Origin of the sequence: Nonlabens ulvanivorans (assembly GCF_032922765.1) — a bacterium.
GTDB classification, from domain to species: domain Bacteria; phylum Bacteroidota; class Bacteroidia; order Flavobacteriales; family Flavobacteriaceae; genus Nonlabens; species Nonlabens ulvanivorans.
In genome coordinates this window covers 2550692-2566886 of the sequence record NZ_CP136694.1, presented here as the reverse complement: position 1 = coordinate 2566886, position 16195 = coordinate 2550692, and the positions used below count along the sequence as shown (strand labels likewise).

12 protein-coding genes are annotated in these 16195 nt (G+C 36.1%); 4 read left to right on the top strand and 8 right to left on the bottom strand.

Translation table 11 applies throughout. From position 1 onward, the window contains the following. Positions 1-81 precede the first annotated feature (81 nt). The 7 genes from R1T42_RS11615 to R1T42_RS11585 form a co-directional block, all read right to left on the bottom strand. A complete protein-coding gene (locus tag R1T42_RS11615) occupies positions 82-720 on the bottom strand; it encodes a DUF6705 family protein (protein WP_317290438.1) in 639 nt (212 codons plus the stop codon). 53 nt (positions 721-773) lie between these two features. Continuing rightward, positions 774-1388, bottom strand: coding sequence for a DUF6705 family protein (locus R1T42_RS11610; RefSeq protein ID WP_317290437.1), 615 nt, complete (start codon positions 1386-1388; stop codon positions 774-776). Positions 1389-1398: 10 nt separating this feature from the next. Next, positions 1399-1899: a hypothetical protein gene (locus tag R1T42_RS11605; RefSeq protein ID WP_317290436.1), complete on the bottom strand. Its 501-nt coding sequence runs from the start codon at positions 1897-1899 to the stop codon at positions 1399-1401. Between the two features lie 78 nt (positions 1900-1977). Further along, on the bottom strand, positions 1978-2970 hold the full coding sequence (locus R1T42_RS11600; protein WP_317290435.1) for an aspartate-semialdehyde dehydrogenase: 993 nt from the start codon (positions 2968-2970) through the stop codon (positions 1978-1980). Positions 2971-3104: 134 nt separating this feature from the next. Then, positions 3105-3518 carry a large conductance mechanosensitive channel protein MscL gene (mscL, locus tag R1T42_RS11595; RefSeq protein WP_036583391.1) on the bottom strand — a complete coding sequence of 138 codons (414 nt, stop codon included), beginning with the start codon at positions 3516-3518 and terminating at the stop codon, positions 3105-3107. Between the two features lie 128 nt (positions 3519-3646). After that, positions 3647-4750, bottom strand: coding sequence for an alanine racemase (gene alr / locus R1T42_RS11590; protein WP_317290434.1), 1104 nt, complete (start codon positions 4748-4750; stop codon positions 3647-3649). Continuing rightward, a complete protein-coding gene (locus tag R1T42_RS11585; protein ID WP_036583393.1) occupies positions 4750-5388 on the bottom strand; it encodes a thymidine kinase in 639 nt (212 codons plus the stop codon). Before R1T42_RS11585 ends, alr begins: the two co-directional genes overlap by 1 nt. A gap of 90 nt (positions 5389-5478) precedes the next feature. Here R1T42_RS11585 and R1T42_RS11580 point away from each other — a divergent pair, with 90 nt between their 5' ends. Both R1T42_RS11580 and R1T42_RS11575 read left to right on the top strand, forming a co-directional pair. Next, positions 5479-6261 carry a hypothetical protein gene (locus R1T42_RS11580; protein ID WP_317290433.1) on the top strand — a complete coding sequence of 261 codons (783 nt, stop codon included), beginning with the start codon at positions 5479-5481 and terminating at the stop codon, positions 6259-6261. A 6-nt stretch (positions 6262-6267) separates the two neighbouring features. Next, positions 6268-6624, top strand: a complete 357-nt coding sequence (locus R1T42_RS11575) for a DoxX family protein (protein ID WP_317290432.1) — start codon at positions 6268-6270, stop codon at positions 6622-6624. Between the two features lie 25 nt (positions 6625-6649). On the opposite strand, the gene R1T42_RS11570 is transcribed toward R1T42_RS11575, so the two are convergent. Further along, positions 6650-9997 carry a T9SS type B sorting domain-containing protein gene (locus R1T42_RS11570; RefSeq protein ID WP_317290431.1) on the bottom strand — a complete coding sequence of 1116 codons (3348 nt, stop codon included), beginning with the start codon at positions 9995-9997 and terminating at the stop codon, positions 6650-6652. A 183-nt stretch (positions 9998-10180) separates the two neighbouring features. On the opposite strand from R1T42_RS11570, the gene rsmI reads away from it, so the two are divergent. Together rsmI and R1T42_RS11560 are read left to right on the top strand one after the other, a co-directional pair. Then, positions 10181-10846 carry a 16S rRNA (cytidine(1402)-2'-O)-methyltransferase gene (gene rsmI, locus R1T42_RS11565; RefSeq protein ID WP_317290430.1) on the top strand — a complete coding sequence of 222 codons (666 nt, stop codon included), beginning with the start codon at positions 10181-10183 and terminating at the stop codon, positions 10844-10846. Positions 10847-10980: 134 nt separating this feature from the next. Further along, positions 10981-16107 carry a T9SS-dependent choice-of-anchor J family protein gene (locus R1T42_RS11560; RefSeq protein ID WP_317290429.1) on the top strand — a complete coding sequence of 1709 codons (5127 nt, stop codon included), beginning with the start codon at positions 10981-10983 and terminating at the stop codon, positions 16105-16107. Positions 16108-16195 lie beyond the last annotated feature (88 nt).

The following is a 16195-nucleotide window of genomic DNA, read 5'->3' as shown; positions in this document are numbered from 1 at the left end:
ATCCCTTTTTAACTCACGTAAAGTTAGTTAAAAGGGATTAGTTAATAAGGTTAAAGTTATTTCTATGGAAACACCCTGTTATCACTGCTTCACCATCATCAAATCAAGAGGTACTCTAGAAGTAATTGGTAGAGTTCTATCTATGGTTTCTGTTAGGTCCCAAGAGTCGATACCTAAAAAACCATAAGGAATAATTACCCAACGCATTTGGGCAGGTTCAACGGGAACTGTACTTCCTATAGGTGATAAACTTGGTGGTGTATAAGTACATTCTAAGTGATAGCCCGCATAGCTTCTTATAGGATCAACAAGAAATCCAGAAATAGCTATTAAATCGGGAGATTTATTATCTCCCCATAAATCAATAAAAAATTCATCATCACTCACGCCTGTTAGCGGAGCTGGATTAGTCATGGTATCTATTATAACAACACCATTCTCTTCATATTTGTAATTTCCTACTAATATATCTTCTTGATATCTATCAAACATATTATGCATAACACTTTTTTGCAATACAACCGTTAGCTTATTTCCATTTTCTTCCCAGATCCAAGTACCTACATATTTATCTAAATCATTATTTAAATCTTTAAAATATACATTAGTATAATCATCAGGTAAGTTAACACCATTATTATAGATAGGATAAATAGGTGATTGCCCATAAAGAAATGTCAATGGGACAAGTAATAAAAGTATATTAATATAATTTTTCATTAATGTTTAATAACATCATTTGTTATACTCTATCACAATAAACTACTTTCTCATCATTGCTTTAATACAATAATATCATATGGTATTCTAGATGTAATTGGTCGTGTATCAAGAGGTTGATCCCAAGGAGTAGGACGAAGACCATTAGTTATAGCTACAAAGCGCATTTTAGCAGGTTCAGTAGAAGCTGTACTTCCTAAAGGTGATAAACTTGGTGGGGTATAATAACATTCTAAGTTGTAACTCGCATAATAACTTCTTACAGGATCAAGAATACGACCATATAATTCTGAAATATTGGGTGATCTATTACTACTCCATAATTTAATAGAAAACTGGTCAGAATTCAAATCAGGCAAAGGAGCTGGATTAGTCATAGTATCTATGATAATGACTCCATTCTCCTCATATTTATAATTACCTACTATTATATCTTCTTGATATCTATCAAACATATTATGCATAACGCTTTTTTGCAATACAACCGTTAGCTTATTGCCATTCTCTTCCCATATCCAAGTACCTACATATTTATCTAAGTCATTATTTATATCTTTAAAATAAAGACCCGTATCATCAAATGGCGGATTCAAATCATAAATAGGATGTACTTGACTAAAACAAGAGTTTAAAGTCAATAAACTTATTATTAGTAATATATATTTCATAATTTAAATTTTAACAAGGTTTTCTATCGTAACCGCCAGGGATCCATACAGATTGATAACTACCACCATCACCACATTTCAAGGTTACTTGATTTAAAATATCAGTACCAAAGACAGGTTCTATAACCACATGAGTCGTATCGATCACTTGATTTATATATGGATAGGTTACCATAAACTGTTGTTGGATACTATCTTTTAATACCACAAGCATATAATTTTTCAATACATCTATTGTTTGAGTACTATCTGGTACTACTCTAAAAATATAATTTTTAAAGTCTACGCCTTCTAGTACCTGAATATGTGTAGTGTCAAGAATCGTTCCAGTAGTACTATTACTAGATTTTGAAATATTTAAAGCTCTTTGTGATATAAAGTTAAACAACTTATCATCTTCACTTTTAATTTTAGATAGACTGGATGTAGAACCATTCATTTTAAAGGTAGAAACATTACTTTCTTTTACATCTAAAAAATCATCCTTATCACAAGAAGTCATCGTAATCAAAAGGATGATTAACTCATTAACAAGTATACACTTTACGTGTTTGCTTTATAACACTTAAAATTCACTTTAATAAAAGGTTTAACCTACAAGCTTACTTTGAATAAGGAATTCAGCAATTTGTACGGCGTTAGTCGCGGCACCTTTGCGCAGATTATCTGACACAATCCACATGTTGAGCGCATTTTCTCTTGAGTGATCACGTCGTATACGACCTACAAAAACGTCATCTTTTCCATGTGCCATAAGTGGCATAGGATATAAATTTACATCTACATTATCTTGAACGGTTACACCATCAGTACTAGCCAGTAGTTTGCGAACATCGCCTTCATTAAAATCCTTTACAAATTCTAGGTTCACAGACTCTGAATGACCACCTACCACAGGAATGCGCACCGCAGTTGCTGTAACGGCAATGGTGCGGTCATCAAGTATTTTTTGAGTTTCTCTTATGAGTTTGAGCTCTTCTTTAGTGTATCCATTTTCTTCAAATACATCACAGTGTGGAATGGCATTTCTATGGATTTGATAAGGATAAGCCATTTCTCCTTTTATATCATTGTATTCATTCTCTAATTGCTCTACGGCTTTTACTCCAGTACCAGTAATGGATTGATAGGTAGAAACAATCAGCCTTTTTATTCCATATTTTTTATGCAACGGCGCTAGAGCCAGCACCATTTGAATGGTAGAGCAATTAGGGTTTGCTATTATTTTATCATCTTTAGTTAGAGAACCAGCGTTTATTTCTGGAACGATTAATTTCTTATCACTATCCATACGGAAAGCGCTAGAATTATCGATTACTGTTGTGCCTACAGCTGCAAATTGTGGAGCAAACTCAAGACTTACTGATCCACCAGCAGAAAATAGCGCAATATCTGGTTTTAATTCAATAGCCTGTTTCATGCCTACTACCTTTATCTGTTTACCCTTAAAAGTAATTTCAGTACCTACAGATTTTTCTGAAGCTACAGGAATTAGAGTTGAAACATTAAGGTTGCGTTCTTCTAGAACTTGCAACATGACCTGGCCTACCATTCCGGTAACGCCTACTACTGCTATTTTCATGTGAATAAATTTAATTTGCTCAAAAGTATATCCTAGAATTGATTTGACTCCTAATATTTTCAAAAATTGACAAATAAAAAAGCCGTTCTGTCAAAACAGAACGGCTTAATACAAATACTTAGATTAAGTATTTATTAGTTTTTAGCTTTTAATACATCACGTATTTCAGCAAGAAGTTCTTCTTGAGAAGGACCTGCTGGTGCTGCTGGAGCCTCTTCAACTGGTGCTTTAGACTTATTGTACGCTTTAACAATCATGAAAAGAACAAATCCAACTATGATTAAGTTGATGATTGTATTAATCCATGCTCCATACTGGATAGCATTTTCTGCAACTGCAACAGAACCATCTGCAGCTAGTTGAGCTTCACTTAAAATAATTTTTAAGTCTTCAAAACTCATTCCTCCTGCAAAATGACCTATGATAGGCATCATAATCATCTTTACAAATCCGTTTACTACAAGACCTACTGCTCCAGCTAATAATACTGCAACTGCAAGATCTAGGACGTTACCCGTCATAATAAAATTCTTAAACTCTTTTAACATGTTATATAAATTATGGTTAATGACGTGCAATTTAGATATAGAAACTGTGATTTGTTAAAATATTCTAAATGATTTTTTGCAAAATTGCAAAAGCAACGATGAAAGTGTTTTAAAAAACGACGAAATAACTACTGAGTATAAGTTCGCGGTACTCGCTTTTGAATACCTGTAAGGATTTCATAAGAAATGGTTCCAGCTTTTTCTGCCATATCTCTTGCAGTAAGCTGTTTGTCAAAGATGATGACTTCATCTCCCGCATGACAATCAATGTTGGTGATGTCAACCATAAACATGTCCATACAGATTATCCCTAGAGTAGGTGCAAGTTTTCCATTGATTGAAACATGTGCTTTGCCATATCCATAAATACGGTTAATACCGTCACCATGTCCTAGTGCAATTACTGCATATCTAGTTCTTTCATCAGCGATGAATTTGCGATTATAACTCACGCTTTCTCCAGCCTCAATCCACCTGGTTTGTGATATAACAGACTTTAAGGAAGCTATAGGTATTAATTCAGCGTCAAATTTTTGATCATTTCCATATCCATAAAGGCCTATACCTGATCGGACCATAGAGAAATGAGCATTTTTAAAATTTAAAATACCACTAGTATTAGACTCATGTTTTAAAAAAGGGTATGGTAGTGCTTTTTCTAATCGAGCATTAACTTCTTCAAATAGTTTGATTTGCAAATTTGTGAAATTACTCTCATTTAAATCTTCACTTGCGGCTAGATGCGACTGTAATCCACGAACCTTTATAGCTGAGTTAGATGTTACTTTAGAAATAACTTCATCAATATCTTTGAAATCTATACCTATTCTATTTAAACCTGTATTAAACTCTAAATGTATAGGGTAAGATTGTTGTTGTTTTGTCTTTGCAACTGTGATAAAAGCATTTAGCATTTCTAGACTATAAATTACCGGCTCAATACATCGATCTATACACGTATCTAGCATAAAGGTTTGCGCGTGTAATACTAGAATAGGTTTTTGAATACCATTATCTCTCAATTCGACAGCTTCTGACACATAAGCAACCGCAATATAATCAACATTTAATTTTTGAAGGTGTTGTGCGATTGTAACGGCGCCATGACCGTAAGCATTTGCCTTAACTACGGCCATAAATTTAACTCCAGACTGAAGTTTACTTTTCAAATAATGAAAATTATGTTCTAGTGCAGCAAGGTTAACTTCTAATCGGGTACCTTGTAATGGCATTAAGATTTGTTTTTTTGTGCTACTTCCTCTGGATCTTGAACATCTAGCTCTTTTACTTTATGAGCAAGCATTGCTTTATAGTAAGCACCACGACTTAAGGGTTCATATTCTTGTTGCTCACCCAGCATGACTACATTTTCATCATTGGTTTTGCGATAGCTAAATTGTGCTAGGTTTCCTGTTCTAGTACATACAGCATGTACCTTTGTGACATACTCTGCAGTGGCCATAAGTGCTGGCATAGGTCCAAAAGGGTTTCCTTTAAAATCCATATCTAGTCCAGCAACGATTACTCTTATGCCACGATTTGCTAGATCATTACATACGGTAACAATCTCATCATCAAAAAATTGAGCTTCATCAATACCTACTACATCGCAATCTGCTGCTAGTAATGGAATATTTGCTGCTGCAGGCACAGGTGTACTTTGTATTTCATTTGAATCGTGAGAAACTACGTTTTCTTCATCATATCGCACATCAATAGCCGGTTTAAATATTTCTATTTTTTGTTGGGCAAATTGAGCTCTTTTGAGTCTACGTATCAACTCCTCAGTCTTTCCTGAGAACATGGAACCGCAAATCACCTCGATCCAGCCGAATTGCTCTTTATGATTTACCGTGTTTTCTAGAAACATTTTGTAATTTACAGGCGTTAAAAATTGGGACTGCGATTCTCGCAAATCAGTTTCAAAAATACAATAAAACCAGCGGCATATTAAACCATTATGAAAAAGAAAATAGCAGCAGATCTTACTAGTCTCGCACACCGCATTCTACAAATGAAGAATAAGGAAGATATTCATGAATTACAGTCAGTAGCCAAAGAGTTATATGAAAAATTGACTATCCTTTCTTTTACTGAAAAACATTTTGGTGATGTACAACCTACCGCAGGAACTGTTGAGGTACAAGAAAAGATAGAAGAGGCATTTACCGCTGCACAAGAAGATGTAGAAAGTGTAACGCAAGAGGTAGAGCAAGCCATGGAAAATGCAAAATCAAATGCCGAGGATGCTTTCTCTAATCCCGATTTGAGTGATCTTTTTGTCCCTGCAGATCAGGATATGAGAGAAGAGATTGAGTTACCTGGTATATCAACTATTCATAAAATGGTGGATGAATTTCCAGAAGAAGAGATTGAAATAGATTTTCCTAAACCTACCTACGAGAAAAACGATATGGAAGATCTAACTGCTGGCTATGAAAAAATGCCAGAGTTTGAACGTAAGATTAATAACCAATCAGAAAAAGGCCAGTCCATTAATGATCGTTTAAAAGCAGGCTTAAAAATAGGAATGAACGATCGTATAGGCTTTATCAAGCATCTATTCAATGGTAGCGATCAAGATTATAATCGCGTTTTATCTCAATTAAACACGATGGAAAGTAAAATTGCTGCTCAAAATTTCATCATATCGATGGTAAAACCGGATTATAATAATTGGGAAGGAAAAGATGCTTATGTAGAACGATTTATGCAAATAGTCGAGGCAAAGTTTGATAATTAAGTCTCTATGAAATATCTCTATTGGATTGCCACAGGTTTATTATGTGCCTTAATGCTATGGTCTGCAAGTATGTATTTATTGCAGTATGATATGGTAACAGGTTTCTTTAAATCTTTAGGATTTCCCACCTGGATTATTTATCCATTAGCCGTGTTTAAAATAGCAGGTGTAGCAATGATTTTATGGAGAGGCAATCGCTGGTTAACAGAATGGGCTTATGCAGGCTTCTTCTTTGATATGTTACTAGCAATGGGAGCTCACTTAGCTTTAAAAGATGGTGGCTATACTTTTGCGTTAATCGGTTTGCTTTTACTTTTTTCCTCTTATTTTACTGGTAACTTGGTTAGGAAATGGGTGAGGTAGTATACGCTTTCGCGAAAGCGGAATTTTAATGATTGATATAAACCCAACCTACTCTAGCTTCACTACCATCATTGAGGTCTAGCTGCCAAAAATACGTGCCTACCGGTAATACCTTACCACTATTATGTAACAATCCACTATTAGGATTTCCATTCCAGTCGTTTAAATATCCTGTTGTTTCATAAACAATACTTCCATGACGATTGAAGATTTTGAGTTTGCTATCTGGATACAGTTCGATACATTCTATAACTAGAGTATCATTAATACCATCATTATTAGGTGAGAATCCTTCTGGTATTTTTAAACAATCAGGCCTGGTAAAAGCAATTGCAGTATTGTTTTCTAAATCAATATCGGGTAATAAATTGCTGCTATATACGTTGACAACGTTAATAAAATCTCCTGGTATATTAAAGTCTACAGTTATTTGTAAAGTAGCTGTGCTACCTACCATCATATCGCCTACTGACCATAAGCCAGATAAACTATCAAAACTACCTATGGATGTATTGTGCGATAAATAATTATAACCGCTAGGTAAAAACTCTTCTACAAGAACGTCAGTAGCAGTAGCGCTACCTAAATTTTCAACTAAAATAGTAAAGGTTACACTACCATTCACATCTGGTTTAATATTGTCAACTGTTTTAGTAACACTTAAATCTAGAACGGGTAATACCTCGAGAGTAGCAAATGCGGTAGAAACATCAATGTTATTAAGTGCAGAGAAGTTTAAAAAACTGTTTGTGTAGAACCCAGCTTCTGCACTGGTCACTTCAACGGCAAAACTTACCTGTTGCGTTCCTGCCGGAAAACTAAGGTTTTGAATACCTATTAAAGAAGTACCGATGGTATCTATAAAAGTTCCCGATGCATTATTTTGATCTACCCAATATGCATTACCAGATAGTGTAATCTCTGGTGATAGATTATCTATAAAGGTAATATTATCTTGAGCTGGCAGACCTACTGAGTTTGTAAGAGTGAACGTTAAAATTGATGTTTGTCCTGTAGTTATAATTGCTGGGTCAAAACTTTTTGAAGTTTGAGAAGTAAGAACAAACAGACTTGAAATCGAGATGTTAGAATCTGGTGTGTTTTCTCCTTGTTGTGTGAAATCTGGTTGAGCTTCGGCACGGTTTTCAAAACTACCTCCGTAAGAAGGTGAAGTGACTGGAATGCGCACTTGTATAGTAGATCCGGACTCCATATAAGGAATCACACCTTCTATAAGGTTTCCAGAAACGTTAAAAGTAGAAATACAAGTTGCAGTACCGGTGATAAGTGAGCAGGTAGGCGTGCCTGTAATAATAAAATCGGGATGTAGTAAATCTGTAAAGTCAATATTGTTAGCATCAGTACTGATGTTAGAATTAGTGATGTCAACAATCCATTCTAGTGGCGAGTTAATAGGCGCAGATGTTATGGATGGATACGTTTGTACTACTAGATCAACACATGGAACCATAGGAGTGGCGACTCCTGCACTGGCAGTTGCGATAACAGAAAGACTGGAGTCCAAAGCAGACATTTCTAAGTTATCTTGGACATTTGTGGATAGCACAGAGCAAATAGGAGTCCAGTCTATTATTTTTTCATAGGTAACGGTACTATTTGCTGGCATTATAAAACCATCTGTATCTAATATCTCCCAGAAGGTATCTCCTTGAGAGTTAGCAACACCTATATTTTCATTTAGATTTGATGGACATACTGCTCCACCAGTCGTACTTGTACATATAATAGATTGTAAAATACCGGTTCCTTGAGAAAATTGAGTGTCTTTAAATTTAATATGGTGTGCAATGGTATCTACATTGCTCATTATTATTTCATAAGTAACATTACCATAAGGATATGGGCCAGCACCAGGTGCCGGATTAGTTTGATTTTCAACAATTTGAATAATTGGATTATTAGGGATGTCTACACAAGGAGTTATAGGTAGACCAAGAATACTATCACCGTCAAAATCATTTGATAAATCGCAATCGATCAATGCATTGTCATTTTCAAACACTATTCCACGCACGCTACAAACAGGAGCAACACCACCCGTTGTACACTCTGGTGGTATGAATCTTACTGTTGTCCTAACAGTAATGCTTGAATTTGCAGGAAAGGTAAAATCATCTGTCAGCCATCTAAAGTCTGGTGTGGTAACTATATTGATGTCTGAGCAATTAATGGTACCTGTGGTACTGAGGCAGTTAGTACTTAAAATTTCAATTCCGGTATTTAATGTGCTCGTATTGATAAGATAAGCGCCACCCGTGATATCAAGAGGTCCATTATTAGTAAAGGTAAAGTCAAAGGTGACAATATCAGTCCAAGCACTAAGTGTACCTGCTATTGGGCTAACTTTAGTTACCTGAGATGTTAAGTCAGTACAAGGACACGCGGTGTTTAATAAAGCATCAGTTGCTATCAGATTATTTGTACTGAAACCAGTATTATTTACATAGGATTGAATATTAACTCGATTCCCGATTTCTAAAAGTTGATTAGGCGTTAATCGACTACAATCACCTTCTTCAATTTTGTAAGTAATACTTAAAGTAAATGATGCACCTGCAGGAAAAACAATTTGCTGTCCATGGTTATAAAATTCAAATTGATTTGTAAGATTGACACTAGATGTAGGGTTAATTCCAGATAATGTTGGGCAATTCATTCCATTACTACTTACACAAGTTAGATTCTCTAAAGTGACAATAGCACTACCAGCTCCATTAATATTTTGAGCGGCAATTAAAAAATTTTGTAACGGATATTCAATACCAGAATTGTTCAGAATGGTCATCTCATAAGTAACAGAGTCTCCCCAACTTGCTAAAACTCCATTGCTTACAGGAGTAATTTGACTTTGTGTAATTTGAAAATCGATAGGTCTTTCAGTCATAATAATGCTTATCACTGATGTATTAGTAGACGGATTTGTGTCCGTCGTACCTGCCGGCGGACTTACTACAACAGTAGCCGTTGCGCCGCCTAAAAATATAGGCGAGGCTCTTACTGTTACTAATATCTCAATACTAGAAGAGTTGGGCATATTAGGTAAAATACCATCAATCGAACTTCCTAAAATATTGATTGCCGCTGGTGATACAGCACCACCTAGATTATTTTGAGCAACAGCACTTTCTATATTATTTACTGAACTAAGTGATAGATTAAAATCAGCATTAGATACAGGTGCACCTGTGTTACTAATGGTGACTAAATAGGTATAACGTTCATAAAAATGTGCTTGCGATATTGAACTTCCTGTAAGATCTTGAGCTTCAACAGTGGTTGAGAGGTCCGTAGTTTGACCATAAACTGTGGTCCAGGTAAAAATAAAAATGACTATGGTTAGTAGATATTTCATAAAGATTGGTCTGGTTATAAATATAAGATGACTCTTCTTACCAATGGTTGCGTGATGGTTTAATAAATCATTATACTTAATTTTACTCCTGTAAAACTAGGGTTTTGAGAAGTGTGTATAAATACGCTTTCGCGAAAGCGTAATTCTCATAATTATTGGTTATTCAAAGCATAAAAAAACACTATGAAACTTTATCTAGTACCTACACCTATAGGAAACCTAGCAGATATGACTTATCGTGCTGTTGAAATACTGAAAGAAGTAGATCTTATCCTAGCCGAGGATACTAGGACCAGTGGTAAGTTATTACAACACTATGAAATTAAAACGCCTATGCTTTCTTATCATATGCATAACGAGCATAAAATTGTAGATCATGTAGTAGGTCGCATAAAAAACGGAGAGAAAATGGCATTAATAACTGATGCAGGTTCACCTGGCATTAGTGATCCGGGTTTTCTAATCACTCGCAAAATGCTAGAAAATAATCTAGATGTAGAGGCATTACCTGGCGCAACAGCCTTTGTGCCAGCCTTAGTGGTGAGCGGCTTACCATGTGATAAATTTGTTTTTGAAGGGTTTTTACCAGTGAAAAAGGGACGACAGAAACGGTTAGAGTTTCTTAAAGAAGAACGACGCACGATAATTTTTTACGAGTCACCACACAAGCTTTTAAAAACTCTAGCAGATTTTAAAACACATTATGGAGGGAATTCTAGAGTATCAATTTCTAGAGAAATCACAAAAATGTTTGAAGAGCATTATCGTGGTACGGTAGATGACGCCATATCACACTTTGAACTTAAAAAGCCTAAAGGTGAATTTGTTATGGCCTTAATGATTGATTAATATTAAATTGACGTGTCTTTAGTCGTTGTAATGCGTCATTAATCTAAAATTTCTTTAACGTTTTATTTACATTTAATTAAAGTTCTATTTTACGCGCTAATAAAGCACTCTCTAATTAATTTAAATAACCTTATATGAAATTGAAATTACTCTTATTATCCATGTTAATGTCTTTAACATGTATAATGACACAAGCGCAACCGCCCAATGACACCTTTGCTGGTGCCATACCTATAACAATTCCTGTGCAAGGAGCAACTTCTCCGCAGTTCACGTTGCCATTTACTACAGATGGTACAACGGATAGTGGACAGGATAACGTAGGTTGTTCAGCCTCTGGTAATGACCAATTCTTTACATGGACAGCTACAGAGCTTACTTTGACATTTACATCTTTAAATCCTGGAAGTCCTGGAATTGCTATTTATGATGCTGTTTCGGGAACTCAGATTAGTTGTTCAAATACTTTCGTAACTAATGCTTTGCAGTCTGGATGGGCTTTAGGTGATAACCTTGTAATTCAGATCTATGATTTCAATGGCTCTAGTGCAGACGTTGCCTTTGATTTGTTTACAATACCATGTCCGGCGCCTAGCGGTTTAAGCGAGGTTGAAGGAGCAACATCAGCTGATGTTTCATGGACTAATAATTCTACATCTACAGATACGATATTAGAATATGGACTAGACCCATTAACGGCTGGTACAGGTACAATCATAAATATTCCTGGTGGAGCAACGACGGTTAATATACCAGGTTTATCTCCAGAAACAGATTATGAATACATTTTAACTCAAGACTGTTCTGCTGCTGGAAACGGAAGCTCAGTTACTGCTACTGGTTCATTCACTACAACTGCGTTATGTCCATTACCTACATCTTTTGCTGCTTCTAATATTACAGCTACAACATTAGATTTAAGTTGGGTAAATACTAGTTCTTCTGCAATTTCTTCAATAGAATATGGAGTTGATGGATTTACAATAGGATCAGGAACAGTAGTTGCCGCTGGTGCTAACAGCGCAAGTATTACTGGATTAATGCCTAATACAGATTATGATTTTTATGTAACACAAGATTGTACAGCTGCTACAAATGGATTATCTGTTGCTGCAGGTCCTTTAAGTGTTGAAACATTATGTGCTGCATTTGTTCCTGATTATTTAGAAACTTTTGACAGTTTTGTTCCTAATTGTTGGGAAGAAGCATCTGATGGAGACTTAACAACTGGACCTACATCTTTTGGTTCTGGAGATTGGGGATCTGAAGAATTTGCTCATGCAGCAACTTCTGGTGGTGGTGCTGTAAATGTTAACCTTTTTAATGCAAACACTTCTGACTGGGTTTTAAGTCCATTATTTGACTTATCGGCTGGTGGTTATGAAGTAAATCTTGATGTCGCCCTTACTAATTTTAACAGCTCTGCTGCTGACGTAATGGGATCTGATGATGAAGTTGTACTAGCTTATACTCTAGATGGTTCTACATGGACAGCAATTCAAACTTGGACCGCAGCAAATCAACCTGCAACTGCTGGTGAAACATTTAATGCAGATATTTCTACCATTACAGGTAGTACCGTTCAATTTGGTATTTATGCTAGTGAAGGAACAGTTGATGATGCAGAGGATTATGATTTCCATATCGATAATTTTCAAGTGAGAACAATACCTAATTGTTTAGATTCTAATAATGTTCAATTAGTATCTGCAACTCAAACAACAGCAGATATAACATGGGATAGTAATAATTCTGGTACGGCTGGTAATTTTGAATACTTACTGGACACTGCAAATTCTTATCCTACAGGACCAGGCGCAATGGTAGCTCCTACTGGTACGTTAACTGGTGTAACAGGTACGACTTTACCTATAGCGCAAGCTGGACAAATTACAGGATTAATACCTAGTACAGATTATGATGTATATATAAGAGAAATTTGTACAGGAACTGATACTAGTCCATGGTCTGCCGCACTTGCTTTTACTACTGCTTGTGCACCTATAACTGATTTTAATGAAGATTTTGATAGTGTGTCTACACCAGATTTACCTTCTTGTTGGTCATTCTTTGCGACTGATATAGCTACGGGAACAGATCCTTACGTAAGAACTTCAACTTCTGCAGACAACTCTGCACCTAACGGTGTCCAGTTATATAGTGGTAGTGCAAACGGTACTACAATTCCTGCTGATGTTTTATTAATTTCACCAGTGTTAAGTAACCTTAATGCAGGTACGCACAGAGTAAAATTCTTTGCAGATATCACAGTGGCTACTTCTACTGTTGAAGTTGGTACAATGACTGATCCTAATGATCCTACGACATTTACTGCATTGGGTACATTTTCACCTACAACCACGCATACTGAGTATATTCAGAATTTTGACACATATGCAGGTACTGATACCTATATCGCCTTTAAACATGTGTTTGCTTCTACTTTTGATAATTTGTATTTAGACAATATAGTTTGGGAAATGATCCCAGCATGTCAAGCACCTTTAGATATCACATTATTATCTGCTACAGATACTATGGCAACTATTGGCTGGACTAATAACAACGGATCTACCGTTTCTAGCATCACTTATGGTCCTGTTGGTTTTGATCCTACTATGACTGGAACAACAGTTGCTGGTGGAGCAGATACGGCAACCATAACTGGTTTAACAGGTGAGACTAACTATGATTTTTATGTAACGCAGGATTGTAGTGCTACAGGTGATGGTTTATCAACTCAATCAGGTCCTCTTAGTATACAAACTCCTTGTGCTGCGATAGCTGCACCTTATTTTGTAGACTTTGAAAACTTTTCAGCTGCAACATCTGGTTTTGTAAATGATCAATGTTGGAATGAAATAAGCTCTGGTGCTTACGACTGGGCTATAGATGCTGCAGGAGGAACAAGTTCTTCTAACACTGGTCCTTCAGGAGCGTTTAGTGGTACTACATTTATGTTTGTTGAAGCAAGTAATGGGTCTAATGGAGATGTTGCTACTGTGCTTTCAAGAGCTGTAGATTTATCAGCGCTTACTGCACCATCAGTTACTTTCTATTATCATATGTATGGAGCATTTATTACTGATTTAACAGTAGCAGTTTCTACAGATAATGGAGCAACTTTTACAACAGAATTGACAATTACTGGTCAACAACAAACAACATCTGCAGATCCATGGGAACAAGCTATTATTGATTTGTCTAGTTATGCCGGACAAACAGTTATTGTAGCGTTTACAACTTCTAAGTCTACCATGACAGGTAATACCTATGAAGGAGATGTTTCAATTGATGATGTTAGTTTTGATGAATTACCAACATGTAACGATGTGTCTAGTGTAACAGTTGATTCTGTAACAGCAGATTCTATAACAGTAAGCTGGACAGAAAATAGTATTCCACCAGCGACTGCTTGGGAAGTTATAGCGGTACCAGCTGGAGATCCTGCACCTGCTGTAGGAACTTCTAATGCAACATCCAACCCATTTGTTATCATGGCGCTTACTGCAGAGACAGCTTATGACGTGTATGTGAGATCTGACTGTAGTACGACTTTTGTGGGACCTATTACAGCAACTACAGATTGTGCTGTAATTGTACCAGATGCGTTAGAAACCTTTGATTCTTTTGTTCCTAACTGTTGGGAAGAAGCATCTGATGGTGATTTAACTACAGGACCTACAGGATTTGGTTCAGGAGATTGGAGTTCTGAAGAATTTGCACATGCTACAAATAGTGGTGGTGGAGCTGTTAATGTAAACTTATACAACTTAGGAACATCTGATTGGGTAATATCTCCTTTATATGATTTATCAGCTGGAGGATATGAACTTAATATTGATGTAGCTGTTACGGCTTATAACTCAACAGCAGCTTCTGCAATGGGATCTGATGATGAGGTAGTGTTAGTTTATACTGAAGATGGAACAACATGGAATGTTCTAGAAACATGGAATGCTGCAAATACTCCATCTGAAATGGGAATGACTTATAACAATCCATTAACTGGATTAGTAAATGCTACTACTCAATTTGCATTATATGCAAGTGAAGGATTAGTTGATGATGCTGAAGATTATGATTTCCACATTGACAACTTCCAGGTGAGAACTCCACCTTCATGTCCGGATACTTCTAACCTTACTTTAGTAAATAATACAGATGTTGCCGTGACAATAAACTTTGATAGTGGTAACGCTACAAGTGCAGGTAACTATGAGTACTCGTTGACAACCGTTGCAGGTACTGCACCAGCAGTTTCGGGAGCTTGGACAGACGTAGCAGGAGCGATGCCTAATGTTACTTATACCATTAATGGTCTTACTGCTCAAACAGAATACTTTGTTCATGTTAGAGAAGTTTGTGCCGTTGGTGATGAAAGTGCGTGGAGTACAACGCCTATAAACTTTACAACAGATTGTGGTGCAGTAACTATGTTCCCAGCAGCAACTGATTTTACTAATAATGTACCTAATGCATGTTGGAGTGAAGCTGGCGATGGTGAAATAGCAACTGGACCTACAGGTGTAGGAGCATCACAATGGAAAGATGGTCGTGCATATACTAATGGTGTAGGAACAGTAGTTCCTAGTAACGTAATGAACCTTTATACACTAGGAGATCGTGAGTGGTTAATTTCTGAAACTTATGATTTAACTAGTTTAACTACTAAGGTTTTAACTGTTGAAGTTGCTGTTACCGATTATGCTTTCAGCGGAACTTCTACAGCTGCAGATACCGGTGTAATGGGATCTGATGATTCAGTAGATTTATTAATTACTGTTGATAATGGATTAACATGGACATCACTTGATGCGTGGAATGTTGGAAATCAACCAGCTGTAACAGGAGATAGTTATTTCTATGACTTAGCTGCTTATTCTGGTACGGTACAGTTTGCATTTTTAGCTAGCGATGGTGCAGCAGATGATACTGAAGATTATGATTTCCACGTAAGTAGATTTGTTGTAGATGCTACGGCTGGAAATGAAGATGTATCATTACAAAATGCAGTAACTCTTTATCCTAACCCAGTAAGCGGTGATACAATGACTATTAATTTAGGAAACGTACCAGCTAGTCAGATAGGTATTGCTGTGTATAATACATTAGGTCAAGAAGTAATAAGCAGAACCTTCAATAATGTTTCAAATAACACCATTGTTGTAGATAACTTAAGCTCACTGACTTCAGGAGTATATCTTGTAAATATTTCTAACGGTGATTCTACCGCTGTGAAACGATTTATTAAACAATAGACTTAATTCTATTCAATTAAAAAGGAGCTCAATTTGAGCTCCTTTTTTGTTTTATACGCTTTCGCGAAAGCGGAATTTTAAAATAATT

Bases quoted from the DNA above. Each gene is read 5' to 3' on its own strand.
- R1T42_RS11615 (WP_317290438.1), bottom strand. From the start codon at position 720: ATGAAAAATTATATTAATATACTTTTATTACTTGTCCCATTGACATTT.
- R1T42_RS11610 (WP_317290437.1), bottom strand. From the start codon at position 1,388: ATGAAATATATATTACTAATAATAAGTTTATTGACTTTAAACTCTTGT.
- R1T42_RS11600 (WP_317290435.1), bottom strand. From the start codon at position 2,970: ATGAAAATAGCAGTAGTAGGCGTTACCGGAATGGTAGGCCAGGTCATG.
- mscL (WP_036583391.1), bottom strand. From the start codon at position 3,518: ATGTTAAAAGAGTTTAAGAATTTTATTATGACGGGTAACGTCCTAGAT.
- alr (WP_317290434.1), bottom strand. From the start codon at position 4,750: ATGCCATTACAAGGTACCCGATTAGAAGTTAACCTTGCTGCACTAGAA.
- R1T42_RS11585 (WP_036583393.1), bottom strand. From the start codon at position 5,388: ATGTTTCTAGAAAACACGGTAAATCATAAAGAGCAATTCGGCTGGATC.
- R1T42_RS11580 (WP_317290433.1), top strand. From the start codon at position 5,479: ATGAAAAAGAAAATAGCAGCAGATCTTACTAGTCTCGCACACCGCATT.
- R1T42_RS11575 (WP_317290432.1), top strand. From the start codon at position 6,268: ATGAAATATCTCTATTGGATTGCCACAGGTTTATTATGTGCCTTAATG.
- R1T42_RS11570 (WP_317290431.1), bottom strand. From the start codon at position 9,997: ATGAAATATCTACTAACCATAGTCATTTTTATTTTTACCTGGACCACA.
- rsmI (WP_317290430.1), top strand. From the start codon at position 10,181: ATGAAACTTTATCTAGTACCTACACCTATAGGAAACCTAGCAGATATG.
- R1T42_RS11560 (WP_317290429.1), top strand. From the start codon at position 10,981: ATGAAATTGAAATTACTCTTATTATCCATGTTAATGTCTTTAACATGT.